Here is a 21190-nt window from a genome sequence, read left to right as displayed (position 1 = left end):
CGGCCGCCAAACCAGGGCGGCCGGAGTCCATGACGTTTAGAACGAATAACTGGCCTTGAGGCTACCGGCGAATCCGTGACTGTCGCCACCACCGCTGGCCCCCACTTCCGCGCCCACGCTGACTGGGCCAAGGCTGGCCATGAGGTTGACACCGCCACTGAACTGATCGCGGTTGTCGAAAGCAGCGCGTTGTTCGATATCCAGTCCCAACAGATGACCTTCGCTGTCGACCTGATGATCGCCGAGCACATGTTCGTAACCCACGCGCGCGCCCGGCACCAGTTGCCAATTGCCCACGGCCATCGGCGCGAAGGACACGTCGAGATTGGCCACCGCGCTGCGCCGGGTTTGCGTGTTGTCATCGACATCCAGAGAAAGCTCGCTGCCCTTCTCCTTGAAGCCGGCAAGATCGAGATGGCTGACGCGCACCCCGAAGCTCGGCTCCAGCGTTATCCCATTCACCGGTACGCGGTAGCCCAGTGCCAATGTCGCTCCTGCGAGATTGCCGTGGGTGTCGCCCTTGGCTGAGCCGAGGCCACCGCCGAGGTCGCGCTTGCTGTCGTAGTCGATATAACCGGCGCTGGCGTTGGCATCTATATAGAAGCCGCGCTCCAGACTGGCGAAGCCGTAACGGGCGCCGAGGTTGAAGAAGGTGAAATCTGTATCCACTTCGCCACCCGCCCCTCCTACCGAACCGTTGCTATAACCGAAGCCACCGCGGGCGCTGAGTTGTTCGGTGAAGCGCTGGGTAATGCCGACCATCAGGCCTTGGCTGTGCTCATTGCTGCTATCCGCATGTGCAGAACCATCGGTGCCCAAATAGCCGGCGAGCGCGGTCGTCCACAAACGATATTGGCCGACTTTCAAATCGGTGCCGCTGGCGAACGGGGCGGCAGCCTGTTCGATCAGCGCGTTCTGGCGCAGCAGGTAACTGGCCGCATCGGCGTGAACCTGGCCGCCGACCGTGGACTCGACACCGCCTAGAGTGCCAGCGTCGATGGCCGACTGCAGATAATAGTTGTAGGCACTGTAGGTGCCGGACAGGTTGCTGTTCTGCAACTGCCGCAACAATTCGGCACCTGCGGCCGCATTACCGATCAGGCCCGCCTGCCCGGGCAGGCTGTTGTACTCAACCAATTTGCCGCGCAGGACATAGATCGTTTCCTGCGATAGCCCCAGACCTTGCTTGAGGTAGTTGTCCATGCTGCCGTATTGCGCGGTGACTTCATCGAGACCGGCCTGCAAATAGCTGGCTTCCACACCGAGCAGCGGCGCGTAGATGGCGGCCATGCTTGGCGGCAGGGCCTTGAGGGTCGCGGCGACGCGGGCGGCCGTGTAGTCGTTGGTCGCCAGGTAGTTGGCCATGATCGTCGCGTTGTCGACCCCGGCGATGCTCTGCAATACCGCAGCGGTCCAGCCAGTGCGGTCCTTGCCGGCCGTGCAGTGGAACAGTTGAGCGCCGTCGACACTGGCCAGTTCATTGAACAGTTTGCCGAATTGACCGCGCATCCCCGCGTCGCTGACGAACGCGCGGTTGGTCTGCTCCATCATGGCGATCGCGTCGGCGGCGCTTTTGAATGAGATGTTGGTGATATTCGATCCGGAGGTGGTACTGCCGATGATGTCGATGTTTTCGTAGGTCGCACCACTGAGCATCGTGTCCGGTGTGCCGGCGATTTCACTGGGAGTGCGCAAATCGTAAACGGCTTTGATGCCAAGGCTGTTGAGTGTCGCCAGATCCGCCGCCGACGGTGTCAGTGCATTCGAACGGTAGAACACGCCACTGCGCATCGTGCCGTCATGGGCCGTGGCGTACGCCGTGGTGAGGCCGGCGATATCACGGAAGTTGTCGATGCTTTTCAGGCGCGGCGTATCGAGAGGAACAGACTCGGCGGCGTGGGCAGCGGCGATGGACAGACTCAGAACGGACAGCGAACACAGAAGACGTTGGAACACAGTGCAGCCTCATGGAATAAGCGTTGGGCTGGCTACTATCTGCAATGAAGTGATACCGAATATGACAGATTGACTCTGAATCGAAATGGCAGCGCGATTGGGCCGTGGCAGGCGCGTTTCGGCCATGTCGATGCGGGTACGTCTTAAAAGAGTGGAATTGCTTGCGAAGGCGGCGTGTCAGTTTGCAGTGATGGTGCTTGAACCGACGCCTTCGCGAGCAAGCCCTCTCCCACAGGGGCTGGCTTTAGTCTTCTACCTGAATCTGCGTGATGCCTACCTGCTCGGCCTTCGCCAGGATCTCTTGCGCCGTCGAATCTGCCGTGGGCATGAGCAGACTGTTTTCCGCATCACCACAGTGCAGCTCCAGAAGATGCATCGCGGCCTGGTGGACGGCGAGTTGTGGCTGTTTGAGTTCGAGCGAGTAATTGCGAGGCTCGCCGTTGAACAGGTATTCCAAAATATAGGTGTGCATGATGTCATCCGCGCTGGAAGGAAGGGGTACTGACTATCCTGACTAACCCGTCAGCTCTTGGTTCAACATCATTCCGAACCGGACATGCGCCAATAAATGTCATCGCACAATCCAAACTTTTCGCGCCACGGGGCGTCCTTTGTTTACACCCCCGTTAAGCTGACCACAGCTAAGGACTGGCAATGACCTTCTTCATTTTCCTTCTGGCCTGCGCGGCTGCGGCAAGCACCGGCATCATTTTCAAGCCGGGCCAATGGTACGAATCACTGGCCAAACCCGGCTTCACCCCACCCAACTGGGCGTTTCCCGTGGCCTGGACGGTGATCTATCTGTTGCTGGCCTGGGCTGGCTATCGTTTGAGCCTGATCCCCGGGAGCCAGACGGTGCTGGCTTTATGGGCCGCGCAGATCGCACTGAATACTCTGTGGACACCGGTGTTCTTCGGTGCGCATCACATCATTGCCGGTATGGTAATCCTGACGCTGCTTTGGTTGGTGGTGGCGGCGATGGTGGTGATGGCCTTGCAGCTTGATTTGATCACCGGTTTGATTTTGTTCCCGTATCTGGCGTGGCTGTGTGTTGCTGCGGCATTGAATTTTTCCATCCTGGTCAAGAATCGCTGATGCCCCACTCCCCGCGAAAAGCACCGTGGCCCGAAGGCGAGCGCGAATTAGCGCAAGTGCGCGATTTCAACAAGAAGCTCGGATGGATGCCGCGCTTTAAAATCCGCAATCGCGTGGTGCCACGCATGATTCAAATGTTGCTCCGTGCCAGTCAGCTGGTTGGCGCGGACAAGTTGCGCAAGCATGGCCTCAAGGCTGAGCGAAAGAGGATTGATAGCGGTGGCGTGCCAGTGGCCGTGCGGATCATTCGCCCCAAGGGTCGAACCGAAGGCGTGGTGCTGGATTTCCATGGCGGCGGCTGGGTGATCGGCAATGCGCAGATGAATGACAACTTCAACATCGCCATCGTCAATACATGCAACGTGACGGTTGTCTCGGTGGATTATCGTCTGGCGGTATCGACGCCCATCGAGGGGGTGATGGATGACTGCGTGGCAGCCGCTCGCTGGCTGCTCAGCGAGAACGAGTTTGCCGGTCTGCCAGTGATCGTCGTTGGTGAGTCGGCCGGCGCTCATCTGGCGGCGGCGACGCTTTTGGCGCTGAAAAACTCACCCGGCTTACTGCAACGGGTGAACGGTGCGCTGCTGTATTACGGCGTCTACGACATGAGCGGAACGCCGAGCGTGCGCGAAGCACCGCCAGAAACCCTATTACTCGACGGACCCGGCATGGTTGAAGCACTGCGCAAACTCACGCCAGAGTTGAATGACGAGCAGCGCCGGCAACCGCCGCTGTCCCCTCTGTACGGCGACTTCAGCGGCTTTCCCCCGGCCCTGATGTTTGCCGGTGAACTGGATCCGCTGCGCGACGACACCCTCGATATCGCCGAGCGCTGGATGAAATCAGCGCCCGTGGAGGTGTACCTGTTGCCCTCTTCCCCACACGGTTTCATCCATTTTCCGACAGCCATCGCCGAAAGCGTGCTGGCTTACAGCCGTGAGTGGATTTCGGCTCGGGTCGAAGCGCAAGCATCGATCACTCGTTCAAATCCTTGATCAGATTCGCCGCGCCTTTGCCTCACATCTTCAACCACAGATGAAGGCAACGGCTTTGCACACCTGCGCAGTGAGTTCATCGCGGGTTTTGCCAGCCCGTGCGCGAATCGAAATGCTGTGCAGCAGCGATGACGCAAGCACCGCCAACGCTCCGGCGTCGACATCAGTTGGCAACTCACCGGAATCAACAGCCCTGCGCAGACGCGCCTCCAGGTCGGCGTCGAGTTGGCTCAGTCGCCGGGAAAGTACCTCACGAATTTCCGGATCCTCTACGGCCTCGGTGGTCGCCGTGCCGATGGCAAAACAGCCCCGAGGCTGTCCGTCGCCCGAGAAATAAATCGTCAGTTGCCCTTCATAAAAACCGCTGAGTGCCTGCTTCAACGTCAGGCTGCCATCGGCCAGCGCCGCCTGCATGGCAGCGTGCGCGGTTTCCCAATATTGATCGAGTGCTTTGATGTACAGCGCGTGCTTGTCACCGAACGCGGCGTACAGGCTGGGCCGATTCATCCCTGCCGCCGTGGCAATGCTGTCGAGCGATGCGCCGGAATACCCGGTGTTCCAGAACACTCCGAGCGCCTGCTGTAGCGCTGTTTGCGGGTCATAGGCGCGAGGACGGCCACGGCCTTTTGCTTCTGTCGATTTATTTTGTGCCATGTCGTACAAATTCCTTGCATGGAGTAAGCGTCGCTCATATTCTTACACCATCGCACAAAATTAAGGAACCAGAAATTCCTTGATCAGTAGCTTTGTTGTAACGCAGCTGGAATCGGCTGGGATTACGACGAAACAGCGGTACGGAGCGATCCTCCCCCACCGCGCACGGATTTGATTTCTCGCAGCAATTAATCACGTCGCGGCCGCAGGCATTTGCCCGGGTTGGCCCGATTTCCCGAATCAGGGTCCAGCACATTGGGAACAACAGATCATGACCAAGCCCTTTGATCTCACCGCAGAACAGGCCAGTGCACAGCCCATCGCGGCGAAAAAACCACTCAAACAAACGCTGCGTCCGCTGTTGATGGCTGGCGTACCCGCTCTGTTCGCCGTCATCAGTTACAGCAAGTACGTGGCGAACGAGCCATTCGTAGCCACCGATAACGCCTACGCCCGCGTCGCCAAAGCGTCGGTCAATGCGCGGGTTTCCGGGCAAGTGATCGAGATCGCCGTTGACGACAACCAGCGTGTGCACAAGGGGCAGGTGTTGTTTCGTCTCGATCCCCAGCCGCTGCAGATCGCCGTTGAGCGCGCCGAAGCGCAACTGGGCAACGCTCGCTTGCGCATCGACGGCCTCAAGGCCAGTTATCGCCAGCAACAGGCCGAGTTGCAATCGGCCAGGGCGTCGGCGGATTACGATCAGAAAGAGTTCGCCCGCAAAAAAGCCCTGATCGCCACCGAGTTCGTCTCCCGCGCCAACTACGAGCGTGCCGAAACCGATGTGAAAATCTCGCGCCAACGGATTGCCGCCATCGAGCAACAGATCGCCAGCACCGTCGTCGCCCTCAATGGCGATCCGGACATCGCCATCGACCGTCACCCGACCGTGCGCGAAGCCAAGGCCCAGCTCGACCAGGCGCAGCTTTATCTTTCTTACGCCACAGTCACTGCACCTGCCGACGGCATCGTCGCCAAGGTCGACGATCTGCAAGTCGGCAACTACCTCAACAACGGTGGCGCGGCGTTCGCGTTGATTGCCGATCACGAGATCTGGGTCGAGGCCAACTTCCGTGAAACCCAACTCACCCACATGCGCCCCGGCCAAACGGCGACGATCACCCTCGATACCTACCCGGATCGCCGGTTCAAAGCCCACGTAACCAGCATCAGCCCTGGCGCCGGTGCTGACTTCGCCCTGTTGCCGCCAGAGAACGCGACGGGGAATTGGGTGAAGGTCGTGCAGCGGGTCCCGGTGCGCCTCGAACTCGACGATGCCGACCCGGCCCTGCCGCTGTTTTCCGGCACGAGCGCGACGGTCGAAGTCGATACCGGGCACCGCACGCCATGGTGGTATCCGCTCAAGTCGTTGTTGTCCGCAGGTCGCTCGTGATGAACGCCCAAACCACAACCGCCGAGATGCGTTCGTTGAGATTTGTCGCGCTGCTGGCGACCTACCTGCAATCGGTCAATCTGCCGTTGCCGAATGCGGCCTTGCGCTCGATTCAAGGCAGCCTGTCGATGACCGACGACCAGGCCGGGTGGATTTTCACGTCCTATCTGGCCGCCAGCGCAATCACCTTGCCGATGGCGCAGTGGCTCGCCGCACGCTTCGGTTTGAAGCGGGTTTATCAGCTGGCGCTCGTGGCGTTCGCCCTCGGCCTGTGGCTCTGCACCCTGGCTGACACGCCGCTGGCGTTCATCGGCGCACGCATTATGCAAGGCCTGGCGAGTGGCGTGATTGCGCCGCTGTCGATGGCCATTGCCCATGAAACCCTGCCTGCTGAGCGGCGACCGGCGTTCGCGCCGAAATGGACAGCGCTGGTACTGTTCGGCATCGTCAGCGGGCCCGGCATCGGTGGCTGGATCTGCGAACACTTCGACTGGCGACCGATGTTCTACGTCAGCCTGCCGCTGACTGCCTACATCTTCCTGGTGGCGACGCTACTGCTCACCGAGAAGAAAGCCGCACAGCGTCCGCCGTTCGACTTCTTCGGCCTCGGCACTTTCACCCTCGGCATGATTGCGCTGCAAATGCTCCTCGACCGTGGCGAACGTCTGGACTGGTTCGACTCGCCGGAAATCTGGATCGAAGCCGTGGCGTGCGCCCTCGGGCTGTACCTGTTCATCGTGCATCGGTGGACCGCCAAGGTGCATTTCCTCAGCAAGGGCTTACTCGCCGACCGTAATTTCGTGCTGTCGACGGTGATGTTCTTCGCCCTCGGTTTCGTGCTGTTGTCGACCATGGCGCTGACCTCGCCGATGCTCGACGAAATCCTCGGTTACCCGCCGGACACCACTGGTTTCCTGACCATCCCGCGCGGCATCGGACTGGTCGGCGCGTTCCTGCTGATGGGCCGTGCACCGGCGTGGATAGACAACCGCGCCTTCATCGCCGCCGGCATCGCGCTGGTGGTGTACGCCAATTGGCTGATGCTCGGCTACTCGCCGTTGATGGACTGGACGCCCGTGGCGGTGACCGGGTTGATCCAGGGGGTCGGCCTCGGCATCTTGATGCCGGCGCTGAGCAAAGCGGCGTTCAGCACCCTCGAGGCAAAACTGCGTACGGAAGCCACCGGGATCTTCAACCTGATGCGCGTCTATGGCAGCACCCTCGGCGTAGCCGTGGTCCAGATCTACTTCTTCAACAACACCCAGGCGATGCACGTGGCGCTGGCCAGCCAACTGACGCCTTACCGAGTGCCGCTGCCGACCTCGATGCCGTCGCTTGAAAACCTCAATCACCTGGTGACCCATCAAGCGGCGTTCATTGCGGTGATGGGCCAATTCAAGATCCTGATGATGGCGATGCTCGTGGTGAGCCCGCTGGTGTTGTTTCTGCGCAAACCTGTGGAGTCTGGAAAATGAACACCTCTATGTGCTTCACCCGCTGTGCAATCCCGAGCACGCTCAGTGCGCTGGCGATGGTGGTCATGCTCAGCGCCTGCAGTGTCGGCCCCGAGTTCCAGCGCCCCGCCGCGAGTTCGTCGCAGCATTACGATCAACAGGCCGAACGACAATCTGCCGATCAGCGCTTCGCCATGGGCCAACGCATTAACGGTAACTGGTGGACAGCCCTGCGCTCACCGAAACTTGATCAGGTGATGCGCCGCGCCATCGACGGCAACCTCGAACTGGTGGCGGCCGATGCGACGATTCGCAGTGCTGCGGCATCTGTTTCGGCGGCAGAAGGTGCGCTGTATCCGCAAGTGGATTTCGGCGCGACGGCCGGACGACAACGCAGCCACAACCAACCGGAACCGAGCATCGCGAATGTTTACGCGATCGGGCCACGGGTGGCGTTCGATCTGGATGCGTTCGGCGGCAACCAACGCATAGTTGAAGGCCAGCAAGCGCTGACCGATTTGCAGAAACATCGCTACGAAGCGGCGTACCTCACGCTGACCGGTGACGTTGCGCGCCAGGCATTGCTGCTCGCCTCTGCCAACGCACAGATCGAGGCCGTGCAGACACTGTTGCGCAACGATGCGAAAAATCTCGATCTGGTTCAGCGCGCGCAGCAGAGCGGCACCACCACCCGCATCGACGTCGCACTGGCCGAAACGCGCCTTGCACAGGATCGCACCCTGTTGCCGCCGCTCGCCCAGCAACGCGATGCGGCGCGGCATGCGCTGTCGATCCTCGCCGGCAAAGGCCCGGCAGACTGGGTCACGCCAGACTTCAGCCTGGACGACTTCGCCCTGCCGTCGAGCATTCCGGTGAGCCTGCCCTCGGAAATGGCCCGCAGCCGCCCGGACATCTTGCAAGCGGAATCCGAACTGCACATGGCCAGCGCGGCAGTCGGCGTGGCGACCGCCAATCTCTATCCGCGTGTCGAACTTTCCGCCTCACTGGTGCAAGCCGCCGCCGGCAATGGCGGCGCAGCACTGTGGGGATTCGCCGCCGGGCTGAGCGCGCCGATCTTCAATGGCGGCACCCTCAAAGCCGAACGTCAGGCGGCGGTTGAAGGCTACAACGCGTCGCTCGCCCGCTATCAGCAAACCGTCATCGCGTCGTTTGGCCAGATCGCCGACAGCCTGCAAGCGATCAATCACGGCACCGAACAAAACCTCGCGCAGGACGATGCCTTGCGCGCCGCCGACAGCAGCTTCCGCTTGAACCAACAGGCTTATGCCCAAGGTGAAAACAGTGTTCTGCAAGTGCTCGAAGCTGAACGCGCCTACGAGCAGGCGCTGCTTGGACAAATCCGCGTGAAGACCACGCGCTATCTCGACACGGTGCAGTTGTTCATCGCGCTCGGCGGCAATGCCGTCGGTGTCCTGGAGCAAAAACTCGCCACGCGCAAACACCCGGATCAACAACCGCTGTAATGATCGAACCTGGAGAAAAATCATGACCTATGAAGCCTTTCACGATGAACTTCGCGACACCCGCTGGCCGCTGAACAATGGCGCAGGCTCGATGCCCGCCGTGGGGTTCGGCACACTGTTCCGCGATTTGAGCACCACCACTGAGGCAGTGAAATGCGCACTGGAAGTCGGCTTTCGCCACTTCGACTGTGCCGAACGCTATCGCAACGAAGAGCAGATCGGCGTGGCGTTCCAACAGGTTTTCGCGGCCGGCAACATTCGCCGCGAAGACGTGTTCATCACCACCAAACTGTGGAACACCAACCACCGCCCCGAGCGGGTCAAACCGGCATTCGAAGCAAGCTGCCAGCGGTTGCAGACCGATTACATCGACTGCTACCTGATCCACACGCCGTTCGCGTTCAAAGCGGGAGACGACCAAGACCCGCGCGACCCGTTCGGCCACGTCATCTACGATGGCGAGACCAAGCTGATCGATACTTGGCGCGCACTCGAAAGCCTGGTGGATGAAGGCCGTTGCCGGTCCATTGGCCTCTCGGACATCACCCTTGATGCGCTGAAGGCCATCGTTGCCGATGCGCGAATCAAACCCGCCGTGGTGCAAATCGAATCGCACCCGTACCTGCCGGAATGGGAAATGCTCGATTTCTGCAAACAGCACGGCATCATCGTTCTGGCGTTCGCACCGTTGGGGCATGGCATGCAACCGAACGTGCTGGAAGATGCGGTGCTCAGCGGGATCGCCCGGCATGTGCAGAAAACCCCGGCGCAAGTGGCATTGGCCTGGGCAGTGCAACGTGGCACGGCGTTTTTGACGACGTCAGCGACGCCGGGACGTATTCAGGAAAACTTTGATATCGCGACGCTGCCGCAACGGGCCATGCGCGAGATCAAGGAAGAGATTACGACGCGGATTCGCTTCAACTCGGTCGTGGAGACTGGCGTACCGGGTTTCATTGCGCGGCAAAAATGACCTGCAACCAAACGGCCTCTTGCGAGGCCGTCTTTTATACTCTCCCCCTCTTATTGATCGAGACGAAAACGATGGACGTGTTCCAAAGCATGCGTTTTTTCATCGCCGTCGCGCAAAGTGGCAGCTTTACCGCGGCAGCCGAATTGCTCGACACCACCACGACCAACGTCTCCAAAAGCGTGTCCGCCCTCGAAGCCCGCCTCCATACCCGTTTGATCAACCGCACCACACGCCGCCTCGCCCTCACTGAAGCCGGCGTGCGCTATCTGCAACGCTGCGAAAAAATCCTCGACGATGTGCGCGAGGCCGACGATGAAGCCGGCACCGCCCAGTCCCTGCCCGCCGGCCGTTTGAAAATCCACGCCATGTCAGCCATCGGCAACCACTACGTCATCGACGCCATCGCTCGCTACCGCGAGATTCATCCCGGCGTGATGTTCGACCTGACCCTGACCAATCGCCTGCCGGACTTGCTCGAGGAAGGCTATGACATGTCCATCGTACTGGCCCGCGACTTGCCCGATTCCGGCTTCGTCGCGCAGCGCCTCGGGATCACCTACAGCATTCTTTGCGCCGCACCGGGCTACCTGGAAAAACACGGAATGCCTGACTCGCCGCATAGCCTCGGCGGGCATGAGTGCCTGCGCATCGTCAACACGGTGATGCCGGTGGAGAACTGGACGTTCGAAGGCCCGCAAGGCATGGAAACCATCACCATCCCTGTGTCGCCGCTGCACATCAACACCGCCGACGGCATGAGCATTGCGATCAAGAAAGGCATGGGCATCGGCATTCAACCGATCGCATCGGCCGTGGATGGCCTGAGAGCGGGAGCGTTGGTGAGGGTATTGCCGGAGTATCGGCTGGAGGAGTTGAACCTGTTCGCGATCTATCCGTCGCGCAAGTTCGTCGATGCGAAAATCAAAACCTGGGTGGAGTTTCTCAAAACGTCGATACCCGCGTTGCTGGCATCGGATGAAGACATCGTTGGCGCAAAAAACCGCGTGTGACGGGCATGGAGTGTCGACCCTCCATCGCCAGCACCGGGCTCAATTGGAGCAGCCGGTACCCATCACTTGATACTGCAGAACATGGCGCTCGCCATGGGAATCTTCATACGTCATCTGCACCGGTACGGGGGCGCATTCATTTGCCGGTTCAGTGATCGAGACCACGTGGGCGATATCGAGGTTGGTCGAGTAGCTGTAAGTCTGCACAGGGGTGTCTTGTGCTGGGGCGTTCTCTGCAAACGCCTGCACGCCGAAACTGCCAAGCACTAAAACCATCGCCATTTTCGTCATGTTCATGATGTTCACCGTCTCGTTGAGTGGACCGCTTCAGCTCGATTGCCGGCGGCTTGAGGACGATGTTATGGGGTGACGGCCGAGCTAAAAATCGGTCGCGGGGACAAACACTGTTGCCGGAAAAGGCATGAATATGGCGTGACTTCCTGGCCCGGTGAAACACGCCCCCCAGCACAGTGCGTTAGCTAACGCAGGGATGACCCGCCGTCAGAAACGTCCATCGAGTATCGCCGGCAAGGTCAGCTCCTTGACGAAGCTTGCCGAGGACAGACTCAAGATCATCCGCACGATCTGCATGCTCATGTGGACGGGCATCCAAGCAGGCGATTCATGGATTGGCAATCAACAGGTTGTTTCCAGATGTTCGAGGCGAAAAAAGCCCGGCTGATGAGGCCGGGCCGTTGTCGAGTACTGCGGTCAAACCCTGCATTCACGCGGCACGGCGTTCGAGCAGACGGTCTGCACCACCTTCGGCAACCAGATGACCTTTCAGACGATCCGATCCATCGGCAGCGACAGCATCACTGAACAGTGGATCGGTTTCAGTCGCTGCTGCAACGGCATCGCTAAACGGTCAATGAAGCCACCTGACATCGACTGCAACACCGTCAAACGGCCCCGCCACTCATTTCTGCTGCGACGCCTCATAGTCTGGAGGCTCGATGGCGTCTGCCTTGGGTGAAAGGATTTTTGCGAATAACGTCTTGAATCCTGGCGCGGTGGCCAGCCTCAACACTGCGTGACCAAAGGCGATGCCAAGGCGCGAATGCGGTGATGCCAGTCTCGGCGCAAACCCGGGTACGCTTTGCGCCTGATCAACGTAAGGCCGCATCAGTTGTTCATAGGCCGCAAACGCTTCAGTGTGATCAGCGTGACGCCCCAGCTCGCCCGCCAACACATAAGCGCCGCACAGCCCGAGACTGGTGCCCATGCCACTGATCGGCGATGCACAATAAGCCGCGTCACCCACCAGCGCGATGCGCCCTTTGGACCACTGAGACATCTTCACTTGCCCCACCGCTTCCAGATACAGATCGGTCGTTTCATCCAGCGCGGCAAGTATCCGCGGCGTCTCCCAACCGGCGTCAGCGAACAGTCGTTTGAGCAATGATTTCTGCTCGTCCTGCGCGAGTTTCTCGTAGCCGCTCGGTGCCTGTTGAAAAGACAAAAATGCCCGTGTCGTGCCCAGATTGTCCGGGCGCAAACAGACACATCGACCACCCGGGATGTTGTGCCAGCGCATGACACGGCCGTCGCTCGGCTGCCGAGGCACAGTGAAATAGGCGGTATATAAATTGAGCGGACGGCGCCGGACTTCAGCGCCAAACACCCGATTGCGTGTCGTCGATCCAATACCCTCGGCCACCAGCACCAGGTCGTAAACCTGCTCGCCACCCTTCTCAAACTGCACACGAACCTGCCCACCCTCGTCCTCTATGGCGGCAATGCTGTCGCCGAATCGGTATGTCACGCGTTCCTGACTGTGCTGGATCAGTAGCTTGGCGAGTTCACCGCGAAGGATTTCCAGTTCGGCTATCGGCCCCTCGCCCTCGAAGGCATTGACGCCAATGAACGCCTTGGTCTGGTTGTCTTTATCAACAAAAGCGATGCCTTGCTCATGCGTCGTGTTGGCCCGTATCAGTTCCTCCAGCCCCATTCGCCGAACCACTTCCCGACCAGCGCCACGCACGTCGATAGTCTGTCCGCCATCGCGAAATTCCGGCGCCCTCTCTACCACCGTGACGTCCTTGCCCTGCCGGGACAGCCAGTAAGCCAGCGCGGGGCCGGTGATGCTTGCTCCGGTCACGAGAATTTTCTGTGGGTTCATCACTTGTCCTGGTTTTCATGGTTGGCAGCGCTGTCGCCCGGCAAGGTGCTGCGATAGACCTCGATCACCTGCCCGAGAAACGCCTCGACCACCGCACGGTCCTGGCCATCGAGTGCGCCGAGCACCGCGCCCAGACCATTGAGCATCGGCGCAATATGCCGATAAGCCTGCGCCACCGAGTCGGGCACAGGACACACCAGCACCCGGCGCTTGTCATCAAGTTGGCGTTCACGAATCACGTGCCCGGCGCGTTCCAGCCGGTCGATGACCTGCGTGATGCCCGCCGTGGTCACTGAGAGGCGCGCAGCCAGTTCGGTTGGCGGCAAAGGCCCGTCGCTGATCAGGTGCTCAAGTGCCGCAACGTCGGTTTGATTGATGCCCAAGGCTGCTCCCAGATTGCCGGCGGCCTTGCGCGTCAGGATGGCGATTTGTTGCAACTGTTGGCCGACTGGATCACTGGCGATCTGCAGATTGCGAGGGTCTTCGGCGGGAAATAGTGGAGATGGAACGGCGTTCTTGGGCATGGGCAATCGGGACGCTCAAAGGTGCGAGGCGCCAACTTAGCATTTAGCTAACTTGCTTAGCTAGTTTAATCGCGAGGTTCAGCCCGATTCTGAATTTCTGACTATTCTTCGGACGACGTTACCGGGCTTGCCCGTTGAATCCCGTTTTAGCGCCGTGTTGAAAGTCAGCCCCCTATCAGCAGATCAAGAGAAGAGAGATTGTGTGATTCCGGACTATCGCATCCGCATCTACTGTTTCATCGCTGCCCTGCTTTGCCTGCTTTGCGCTTGGGCACTCAGCGAGCATCTCTACGACGCGCTGACTCTTGGGCAACTCGATGTAATGACAGGCCGCAATCCCCACAAGATCAAAGAACACTTCGTCTTCAGCGAACAGCCATGGCGCTTCAGTGGGTATCTGTTGCGCGACATGGCGGCGTTCATTGCATCAGGTGTTGCAGGCTTGTGGTTTGTATCGGGAATCGTAAGAGGACGGCGAGCGTTCGGCCGCTGGCGGGGGAAGTTTCGATGAGGATTGCTGGCCTCAGGGAGGCTCGGTTGATGGAGTAGTTGTTGGGCGAAAGCGGTCTCTCAAGAGCGACTGCTTTCGGCCACTAGATGCCTGACGTAACAGACTGAAATCGACCCAAAGCGGACGATCTCGATACAAGCGCGACTCCCCTGTATTGTCAGCCAATCGACCAAGTCTCCTTGGACAATTTGATAAGTCGTTCGTGGCGCGCTTTCAAGGTTTCTTCACTCCATTCGGCCAAGGTACATATTTCTTTGGTCAAATCGAAGGAGACTTTTTTATCCCGGTCCAAGTAGATTTTCTTTTTACGATCAAAATCGAAGTGCTGCGCTTTGTAATTTTTGCTACCGCTCAGCATGGCAAGGTTGCCAAGGCGGTGTAACCAGAGGCCGTGAATCTCAGGGTTGAACCGATCCTTCCAATAAGCATCTTTTAACGCCTGTGGCATGACATGTTCAATGGTTAGGCGACCACTAAAGGTTTTTGTGACCGAGTCATCCTGCGAAGCCTCTTCTAGGCGCAAAAGTATTGCTGAGTCAAAAGGTTTGCCGTAGATCTCTCCACCCAGGAGATTGATGAATTCCTCGTTGTTGGCGTGGGTTATAAAAACATCACCCACTTCAGCAGCAGATTTCCCGATCTTGATAGCGTTGATGAGTTTGAAATAAACCGTCAGGCGAGCTGTACGCCCAAGTCGACGCACCCAGTTTTGCATGGTGATTCGTTCCAGCAAACTTAGAAACTGCGCTTCGGTCAAATTTTCCACTGGCTGGTTAAGGTATGCGAGCAGAGGTGGTATCCATTCATCATAACTGACACGCCAAAGAGCGTTTAGCGCTCTCACTGACGTAGCATCTTGAAAGTCGATATCCCAGATGCGCATGAAATTTTTGGCAGAGAGAATGACCTGATCCAGGAAGGCGAAAGGGCCATCAGTAAATCCTGCAATGATCGGGCGGTATTCCTCATGGAGGGAGCCTCTAGCTTTAGCTGCCATCAGAGAAGTTCGATGATGACTGAGGAAGCTATCCAGAAAATCGATACCCACGATCTCTTCCAGCTCCAGCCACCGATCCTCAAGCTCATTGCTTAGGTTCTGCTGGCTACCCAACTCACTAAAAAGACTATTTTTGATCAGATCTGCGTTCGACAGAGACATTCCGCGGGCATTGAGCACGTTAAATAGGCGGTAGGCGGACTTTAGCGAGTCGGTTTTGACGAAAACTACATACACCTTCATCAGCAAATAATTGGCAAATAGTTTGAGCGTAATCTGATCTTTCTTCCCTAGGAACAAATCTATGGCTTCAAGATTTTCTATGATGCGCTGTTGAGGGGCGTCGAGACTGCTGCGTTCTGCTCGCAGTGGGAGAGGTTGGGCGCTGAGAACATGGCGACGGAAAAAACTCTGATCTTTACGGCGCAGTAACAAACGAGGTGTTTCCGTTTCGCCGGTCAGCTCATTGCGAGGCAGCACGCGCTTACCCAGCACGGCTTTGGCAGCACCATCTTCTATGTGATCACGCAGGCGAGCAAGGATGAGATTGAGAGTTGTCAGGCGCTGCTGGCCGTCGACTACGTCGTAGCGTTTACCCTTTTCAATCTCGATGGTGATGAGCGAACCAATAAAATACTCCTCGTCGCCATCTTCATAAGCTTCCCAGACATCTTCTAGCAACTGTTGGACGTTCTCTGCCTTCCAAGAGTAGGGCCGTTGGTACGGAGGGATTTCGTAACAGATTTGATCGGTAAGGATATGTCCGATAGTGCTTTCTTCGGCTTTCATCTGGTTCCATCCAACAAATTAAACAGTGATTTCGCCATTAATTAGGCGGTGTAGTAGTACTCGGGTTTGAAGCAGCTTACGTTTCTGCTCTGCAAGACTTCCCATTCTGTCTGTTTGCTCGGATGACAACCATTGGTCTTGACTCAAACATTTACGGCACTCACATGTTGCGGCAAACCAAGGCAACGCTGATTTATCTTAGGAAGAAAAATCTGAGAGCTATCCAGCTCTTGCTTGGACATACGAAGCTTGGAAGCACCGCCATATACCAGGGAATCGAGGTCGACGACGCCCTGCATATGACGGAGCCAATGGAGCTTTGACCACCGCTGCGACAGGCGATACTAGACCGTCACTCCGGCCAAAAGCCGCCGGCCATGCAGCGGCTTAGAGGACGTCCTTTTGAGGGTTGAAGGTGTCTACGAAAGCGAGGGCGATTCAGGAGTCACCAGCCCATCAACCATACGCAAACGCCCGTTGTTGACCAAAACAACAATTCTTTCGTCAACCATCCCAGCAATCTTCGCCGTTGCCCGCCCAAAGCCCAGAAGCGCCAGCGCTCCTGAAGTAGCTTCTTCCCGACTCATCGAGAATCCTAGGGCGACCGTTTCTACAATTGCCTGATCAAGCTCTTCCGGGGCGACCCACTCCGCCTTACGCTCCGAAGATTCAAAATGGGCCCGGTTACGGATAGGGATAGCTTTGTTATCAGCTGAATACATGAAGCCACCTCGCCCGTGGAACAATCTGTGCTGCACGCCAAGACGAATAGCCTGCTCGACCGCGTTCGTAATCCTCGCGCCAGCCCGTGTCACACCGAACGCTTCCATGAGTCGGCGGGTGACTTCGGTGGTGTGCACCGGCGCTTCGACTTCGACCACAGTACGAATCATCTGCATTAAATGCTCTGGCTTTTCCTGATGCAGCTCATTCGAAGAGGCTACGGGTGCAAGGCGAGCTTTCACGTATTGCCTGCTTGGACTCGGCATAGCTTCAACGGCCGGCACATCCCTGAAAATCTCATGCTTCGATTCTGGCGTCACTTGGGGAAGCACATGCCGGCCTTCGGCGATCCTCGCACGAGCTGTCTCAATCGCTTCAACGACTCGTGTGATTTCCTGCTGAGGATTGCGGAACCAGTCCGTGCTCCAGATCCGGTGGAAATTCCAGCCTAGCCCCTCCAGCACTCCCTGGCGTAGGCGATCACGATCACGCGCTGATCTTGCGCTGTGATAGGCAGCGCCATCGCATTCGATCGCCAGTACATAGCGCCCCAAATACTCGGGATCCTTGACGGCGATATCGATGAAGTAACCTGCGGTTCCTACCTGTGGCTCCACCACGTAGTTTCGGTCTCGCAACGCTTCGATCACTTCCAGCTCGAAAGGTGAGTCTGCCGCTTTACCGGTCTCACATGCGACTTCGAGTTCGCCTGTCTCGGCATACTTGAGGAAGTTCTTCAGCGCCCTAACGCCCTGGGGAGCGTTGGAGTCGAGTTCAAGCTCTTCGGCCTTGAAGTTACTGAACACGCGCATAGCCAGCTTGGCCCGGGTGATCAGAACGTTGAGGCGGCGGTGGCCACCCTCCCGGTTTACCGGACCGAATTCCTTGGCGATTCGGCCGGACTCGTTGCGCCCATACCCGATGCTGATGAATATCTTGTCCCGCTCATCACCCTGTATGTTTTCCAAGTTCTTGACGAAGAATGGCTCACTCCCTTGGGCGGTAAAGAATGCTTCCGCCTCCGGCAACTGACGACGCAGCAACTCGATTTCCACCTGGATCAGATCACGCTGCGCCACACTGAAGGCAGCCACTCCCAGCGATAAGTCGGGCGTGCGGATCGCGTGCTCCATGACAGCTTTCGCGACAGCCTTGGCTTCCCCCTTGTTCGTGCGGGTACGGCCCCGGTCGTAAACTGCCTCGGGCAAGTAGTCGAAGCTGATGCCCGTGGCATCAGGATGCTGACCCGCCGATGGGAAAACCACCAGTTTACTGTCGTAAAACTCAACGTTAGAGACCGCAATCAACGACTCATGCCGGCTCCTGTAGTGCCAGCGCAAATAGCGTTCCTGGCTACCGGCGGCCTTGAACATGCTAAGAATACTCTCAACGTCGGCGGTAGCGCCCTCTTCGTCGTCCATCTCGACATCACGACTAAAGAAGTCGGTAGGCGGCATCTGGCGGGTGTCACCCACAACCACGACCTGCTTGCCGCGCATGATGGCGCCAAATGCATCGACGGCTTTCACCTGGGAAGCTTCGTCGAACACCACCACGTCGAACTCGACTTTGCCTGGCGGGAGGAAGTTGGCGATCGACATGGGGCTCATCATGAACACCGGTTTTATTTGCTGAATCGCTCGCCCCGCCTTCTCGATCATTTGCCGGATCGGCATATGGCGGCGTTTCTTATTCAGCTCGGCTCGCAGTACAGACATCTCACCGGGCTGATTGATATTAGGCATCCCCTCCCACGCCTGCTTGGCCAAAGACGTCTGCGCGTGATTGAGGGAGGCGAGATCGAGCGACTTGAAACGCGCGATCTGGTGCTCATGCTTGATACGGTCGAACTGCTGGAGCGTCGGGCTATGGGCGTACACCGATTGCACCAGGCCTGCGTACCAGGAGAGATCAAGAGTGGCAGTCAGGCTTTCGTGCTGGTCGCTACTGATGGCGATGCCAAGCAGCTCGCCCAAATTGGCAGTGAGCATCTGCCCCGCGAGCACGTTGAATCGCGAAATCTGGTAGAGCGCGGTGAGATTGCCCTGCCATTCCTGCAGGCGCGCCTGCAGAGTAGCCAGAGGGAGTTTTCTGACATCAGCCTTAGCGTTCTCCTCCTGCATGCCAGTCACTTCCAGCGAATCACGAATCGCTTTGTCCAGCCCGCTGACATGCTGCTCTACGTCAGCGACTGCATCGCCCAACCCTGTGGCATCGGCGTGTCCGGCCAGGAAAGCGATTATGCCCTGTGGGATTTGACCATGGCCTAGGTCGTCATGCAGCTGGATCACCCAGGCACTCAGGCGCTCAAGCACGGGCCAATCGGTCTTCTGCCGTTGCCACTGAGCGCCAAACAGCGCGCTACCCAAAGCTTCGTGCTGGTCGTACACCTTCTTGTTCTGCTGGTAGGTCAAGACCCCGTCGACCAGCTCCAGCATGCCTGCATTGCTTTTCGGCAATACCTCCCGAACAAGCCCTTGCAATCGAGTACGCGAGGCGCGGAAGCGCCCCGAAAAGACTCTCCACCATTTGTCGCCGTAGGCTTGCAGGCTCTGGCGAACCTCCAAAAGATCCTGGTCCCAAGCCGCGTCGATTAACTGCTTGTCGAATTGATCGCGACAGGCAGACATCTTCTCGCCGGCCTCGAGCAACTCGCGAATGGAGTCGCGTCGCGACTGCCATTCCCCCGTGGAAATCTTGATGCCCTCAAGTCGCGGCGCCTCCGCCGCGCGGCGTGCGGCGCGGCATACTACATCGACGTCTGCCAAGGTGGCCGGATGGGTCAGCATCAATCGCTCGGAGAGTGCGCTAGTGGCGGATTGCAATGCATTGAGGTGAGAGATCGCCGACTGCAACGCGTCATTGGCAGCGCTTTGTTCGATGGGAGAGAAGAAGGTCCGCTGGCTGCCCCAGAACGGGCTGCGATCCGGCCGCCCCATCGCGTTAAGGTGGAGCACCAATTCGTCGACCAGCTCTCGCTGCTTTTGCTGGTGGGCGAAACTCCAGCCGGCCATTGACCCAAACGGGATCATGGGTAGTCCCGGATGAGCTCGCTTCAGTCCCAGGTAGCGACCAAGTACATCGAGAAAGGGCAAACCACTGGCCCCAGCGGACACGCTGACGGCTTCGCAGTAATTATTAAGGGAGTCCTGCAGCTCTTTCAGGCTGGCCAGATCTCCCTCTGCGCCTTTGTTCATTGGCCGCCCTTGGTTAAGGGTTCGCCCAAGCTCCTTGAGAACCGACTGCTTGGTGGATTTATGGGAATGCAGCTCGAGTACCGCGTCGCCGAGATGGCTTTCATCCAGGCGGCGCTTCACCACCTCCAAGGCCGCCATCTTCTCGGCAACGAACAGTACCGTTTTTTTCTGCCCGATCAGCTCGGCGATGATGTTGGTAATCGTCTGGGACTTGCCGGTACCCGGTGGGCCCTGAATGACTAGGTTGGACCCTTCTCGCACTTCCAGGATTGCTTCGGTCTGGCTGCTGTCGGCGTCCTTGACGAAACGGACTTCACCCGGTTTGATCACCGAGTCGATATTCACATCCTCTGGATATGCCGCGCGCAGGTCGCCGAAACCCGGGCCCAGCAATCGCTTCATCACCGGGTTGGCATCGGGTTGCTTGTCTTCTGGCCAACTTTTCGGATCGAGATCCTTGAACATCAGGAACTTGCCGAACGAGAAAAAGCCCAGTGCTATTTCGTTACTTGCAACCTTCCATCGCGATTGTTTGCTAACAACAGCAGTAACATCGCTGAAAAAGCGATCTAGGCTGTTGTCGTCAGCATCGAAGGTGTCTTCGTCGAATGCACAAGAACTCAGATCCAGTCCAAAGTCGGTCTTTAGCTTGGCGACTAGGGATAAATTCGGCATCAGCTCGTCACCGGAGTACCTCAGCTTAAACGCATCCTTGGCTCCGCTGCGTTCAAGGCTGACGGGTAGCAGAATCAAAGGCGCCTTGCGCAGGTTCTCAGAGCTGTCGGCCTCGTACCAATGCAGGAAACCAAGGGACAGGAATAGCGTGTTGACGCCCTGCTCCTCGATAAAACCTTTGGCCTCAGTATGGATTTTCAATAGCTGGAGGAAAAGCCGATCATCTTCGATGGCGGTCTGTAAACGCGTATCGAGATGACGGCGAGCCTTGCCAGTTTCATCCTCGAGTGCGTCGCCAGTGGCGGCATTCCAGTCCAAGCTATCGAGCTCATACAATAACTCCTCATCGCCGGGGGTATCACTATCGTCCTCCCCCTCGTCTACCGACTTGGATAACTTGACCAGTTCCGCCAGTTTCTTGCGAGCCATCGGCGCAAAGGTCATGGCCTTTTCCTGACGAAAGAGGGTCTTGAAGACCTCTTCGGACTGCTCATCTACAACCATCAGGGTCTTGGCGGTCTTGCGAAAATTGAGCATGTTGTTACGAAGCCCGATATCCAGAAGCTCTTTGCGACTGCTCTGTAGCTTCTGGCCGATCACTGCACTCATAGGAAAACCTGCTATCTGAATTTGCTCATCAA

The 21190-nt window shown here is 58.1% G+C and carries 16 protein-coding genes; 8 read left to right on the top strand and 8 right to left on the bottom strand.

The window, feature by feature from the left end:
- Window positions 1–36: 36 nt before the first annotated feature.
- Window positions 37–1956: a tyrosine-protein phosphatase gene (locus JFT86_RS19915; protein ID WP_201238016.1), complete on the bottom strand. Its 1920-nt coding sequence runs from the start codon at window positions 1954–1956 to the stop codon at window positions 37–39.
- 244 nt (window positions 1957–2200) lie between these two features.
- Window positions 2201–2428, bottom strand: a complete 228-nt coding sequence (locus JFT86_RS19910; RefSeq protein WP_201232650.1) for a hypothetical protein — start codon at window positions 2426–2428, stop codon at window positions 2201–2203.
- A 182-nt stretch (window positions 2429–2610) separates the two neighbouring features.
- On the opposite strand from JFT86_RS19910, the gene JFT86_RS19905 reads away from it, so the two are divergent.
- Both JFT86_RS19905 and JFT86_RS19900 read left to right on the top strand, forming a co-directional pair.
- Window positions 2611–3051 (top strand): TspO/MBR family protein, encoded by a 441-nt coding sequence (locus tag JFT86_RS19905; protein ID WP_201232651.1) that lies wholly within the window; start codon window positions 2611–2613, stop codon window positions 3049–3051.
- On the top strand, window positions 3051–4046 hold the full coding sequence (locus JFT86_RS19900) for an alpha/beta hydrolase fold domain-containing protein (RefSeq protein WP_201238015.1): 996 nt from the start codon (window positions 3051–3053) through the stop codon (window positions 4044–4046). Before JFT86_RS19905 ends, JFT86_RS19900 begins: the two co-directional genes overlap by 1 nt.
- Before the next feature lie 30 nt (window positions 4047–4076).
- Here JFT86_RS19900 and JFT86_RS19895 read toward each other — a convergent pair whose 3' ends face one another.
- A complete protein-coding gene (locus JFT86_RS19895; RefSeq protein ID WP_201232652.1) occupies window positions 4077–4700 on the bottom strand; it encodes a TetR/AcrR family transcriptional regulator in 624 nt (207 codons plus the stop codon).
- Between the two features lie 271 nt (window positions 4701–4971).
- Between JFT86_RS19895 and JFT86_RS19890 the strand changes: the two genes are divergently transcribed.
- From JFT86_RS19890 to JFT86_RS19870, 5 genes are all read left to right on the top strand, one after another.
- Window positions 4972–6090: an HlyD family secretion protein gene (locus JFT86_RS19890; RefSeq protein ID WP_201238014.1), complete on the top strand. Its 1119-nt coding sequence runs from the start codon at window positions 4972–4974 to the stop codon at window positions 6088–6090.
- Window positions 6090–7565 (top strand): DHA2 family efflux MFS transporter permease subunit, encoded by a 1476-nt coding sequence (locus JFT86_RS19885; RefSeq protein ID WP_201232653.1) that lies wholly within the window; start codon window positions 6090–6092, stop codon window positions 7563–7565. Before JFT86_RS19890 ends, JFT86_RS19885 begins: the two co-directional genes overlap by 1 nt.
- The gene (locus tag JFT86_RS19880; RefSeq protein ID WP_201232654.1) at window positions 7562–9028 is read left to right on the top strand and encodes an efflux transporter outer membrane subunit; all 1467 of its coding nucleotides are present in this window, start codon (window positions 7562–7564) and stop codon (window positions 9026–9028) included. Before JFT86_RS19885 ends, JFT86_RS19880 begins: the two co-directional genes overlap by 4 nt.
- A 22-nt stretch (window positions 9029–9050) precedes the next feature.
- Entirely contained in the window at window positions 9051–10001 is a 951-nt protein-coding gene (locus tag JFT86_RS19875) for an aldo/keto reductase (RefSeq protein WP_201232655.1), read from the top strand.
- Window positions 10002–10072: 71 nt separating this feature from the next.
- Window positions 10073–11011, top strand: coding sequence for a LysR family transcriptional regulator (locus tag JFT86_RS19870; protein ID WP_201232656.1), 939 nt, complete (start codon window positions 10073–10075; stop codon window positions 11009–11011).
- 39 nt (window positions 11012–11050) lie between these two features.
- Here the strand turns inward: JFT86_RS19870 and JFT86_RS19865 are convergent, their stop codons facing one another.
- The 3 genes from JFT86_RS19865 to JFT86_RS19850 form a co-directional block, all read right to left on the bottom strand.
- Window positions 11051–11308: a DUF2790 domain-containing protein gene (locus JFT86_RS19865; protein WP_201232657.1), complete on the bottom strand. Its 258-nt coding sequence runs from the start codon at window positions 11306–11308 to the stop codon at window positions 11051–11053.
- 622 nt (window positions 11309–11930) lie between these two features.
- Window positions 11931–13133, bottom strand: a complete 1203-nt coding sequence (locus JFT86_RS19855) for an FAD-dependent monooxygenase (RefSeq protein WP_201238013.1) — start codon at window positions 13131–13133, stop codon at window positions 11931–11933.
- Window positions 13133–13657, bottom strand: a complete 525-nt coding sequence (locus JFT86_RS19850) for a MarR family transcriptional regulator (protein ID WP_201238012.1) — start codon at window positions 13655–13657, stop codon at window positions 13133–13135. Before JFT86_RS19850 ends, JFT86_RS19855 begins: the two co-directional genes overlap by 1 nt.
- A gap of 202 nt (window positions 13658–13859) precedes the next feature.
- On the opposite strand from JFT86_RS19850, the gene JFT86_RS19845 reads away from it, so the two are divergent.
- The gene (locus JFT86_RS19845; protein ID WP_201238011.1) at window positions 13860–14168 is read left to right on the top strand and encodes a hypothetical protein; all 309 of its coding nucleotides are present in this window, start codon (window positions 13860–13862) and stop codon (window positions 14166–14168) included.
- Between the two features lie 157 nt (window positions 14169–14325).
- Here the strand turns inward: JFT86_RS19845 and JFT86_RS19840 are convergent, their stop codons facing one another.
- Both JFT86_RS19840 and JFT86_RS19835 read right to left on the bottom strand, forming a co-directional pair.
- Window positions 14326–15954, bottom strand: a complete 1629-nt coding sequence (locus tag JFT86_RS19840) for a DUF262 domain-containing protein (protein WP_201232661.1) — start codon at window positions 15952–15954, stop codon at window positions 14326–14328.
- 419 nt (window positions 15955–16373) lie between these two features.
- Entirely contained in the window at window positions 16374–21158 is a 4785-nt protein-coding gene (locus tag JFT86_RS19835) for a DUF3320 domain-containing protein (RefSeq protein WP_201238010.1), read from the bottom strand.
- Window positions 21159–21190: the final 32 nt, after the last annotated feature.

Source organism: Pseudomonas sp. TH06, assembly GCF_016651305.1.
GTDB lineage: Bacteria > Pseudomonadota > Gammaproteobacteria > Pseudomonadales > Pseudomonadaceae > Aquipseudomonas.
Note: the sequence above shows the minus strand (reverse complement) of the source record. Positions and strands in the feature narration are given on the sequence as shown.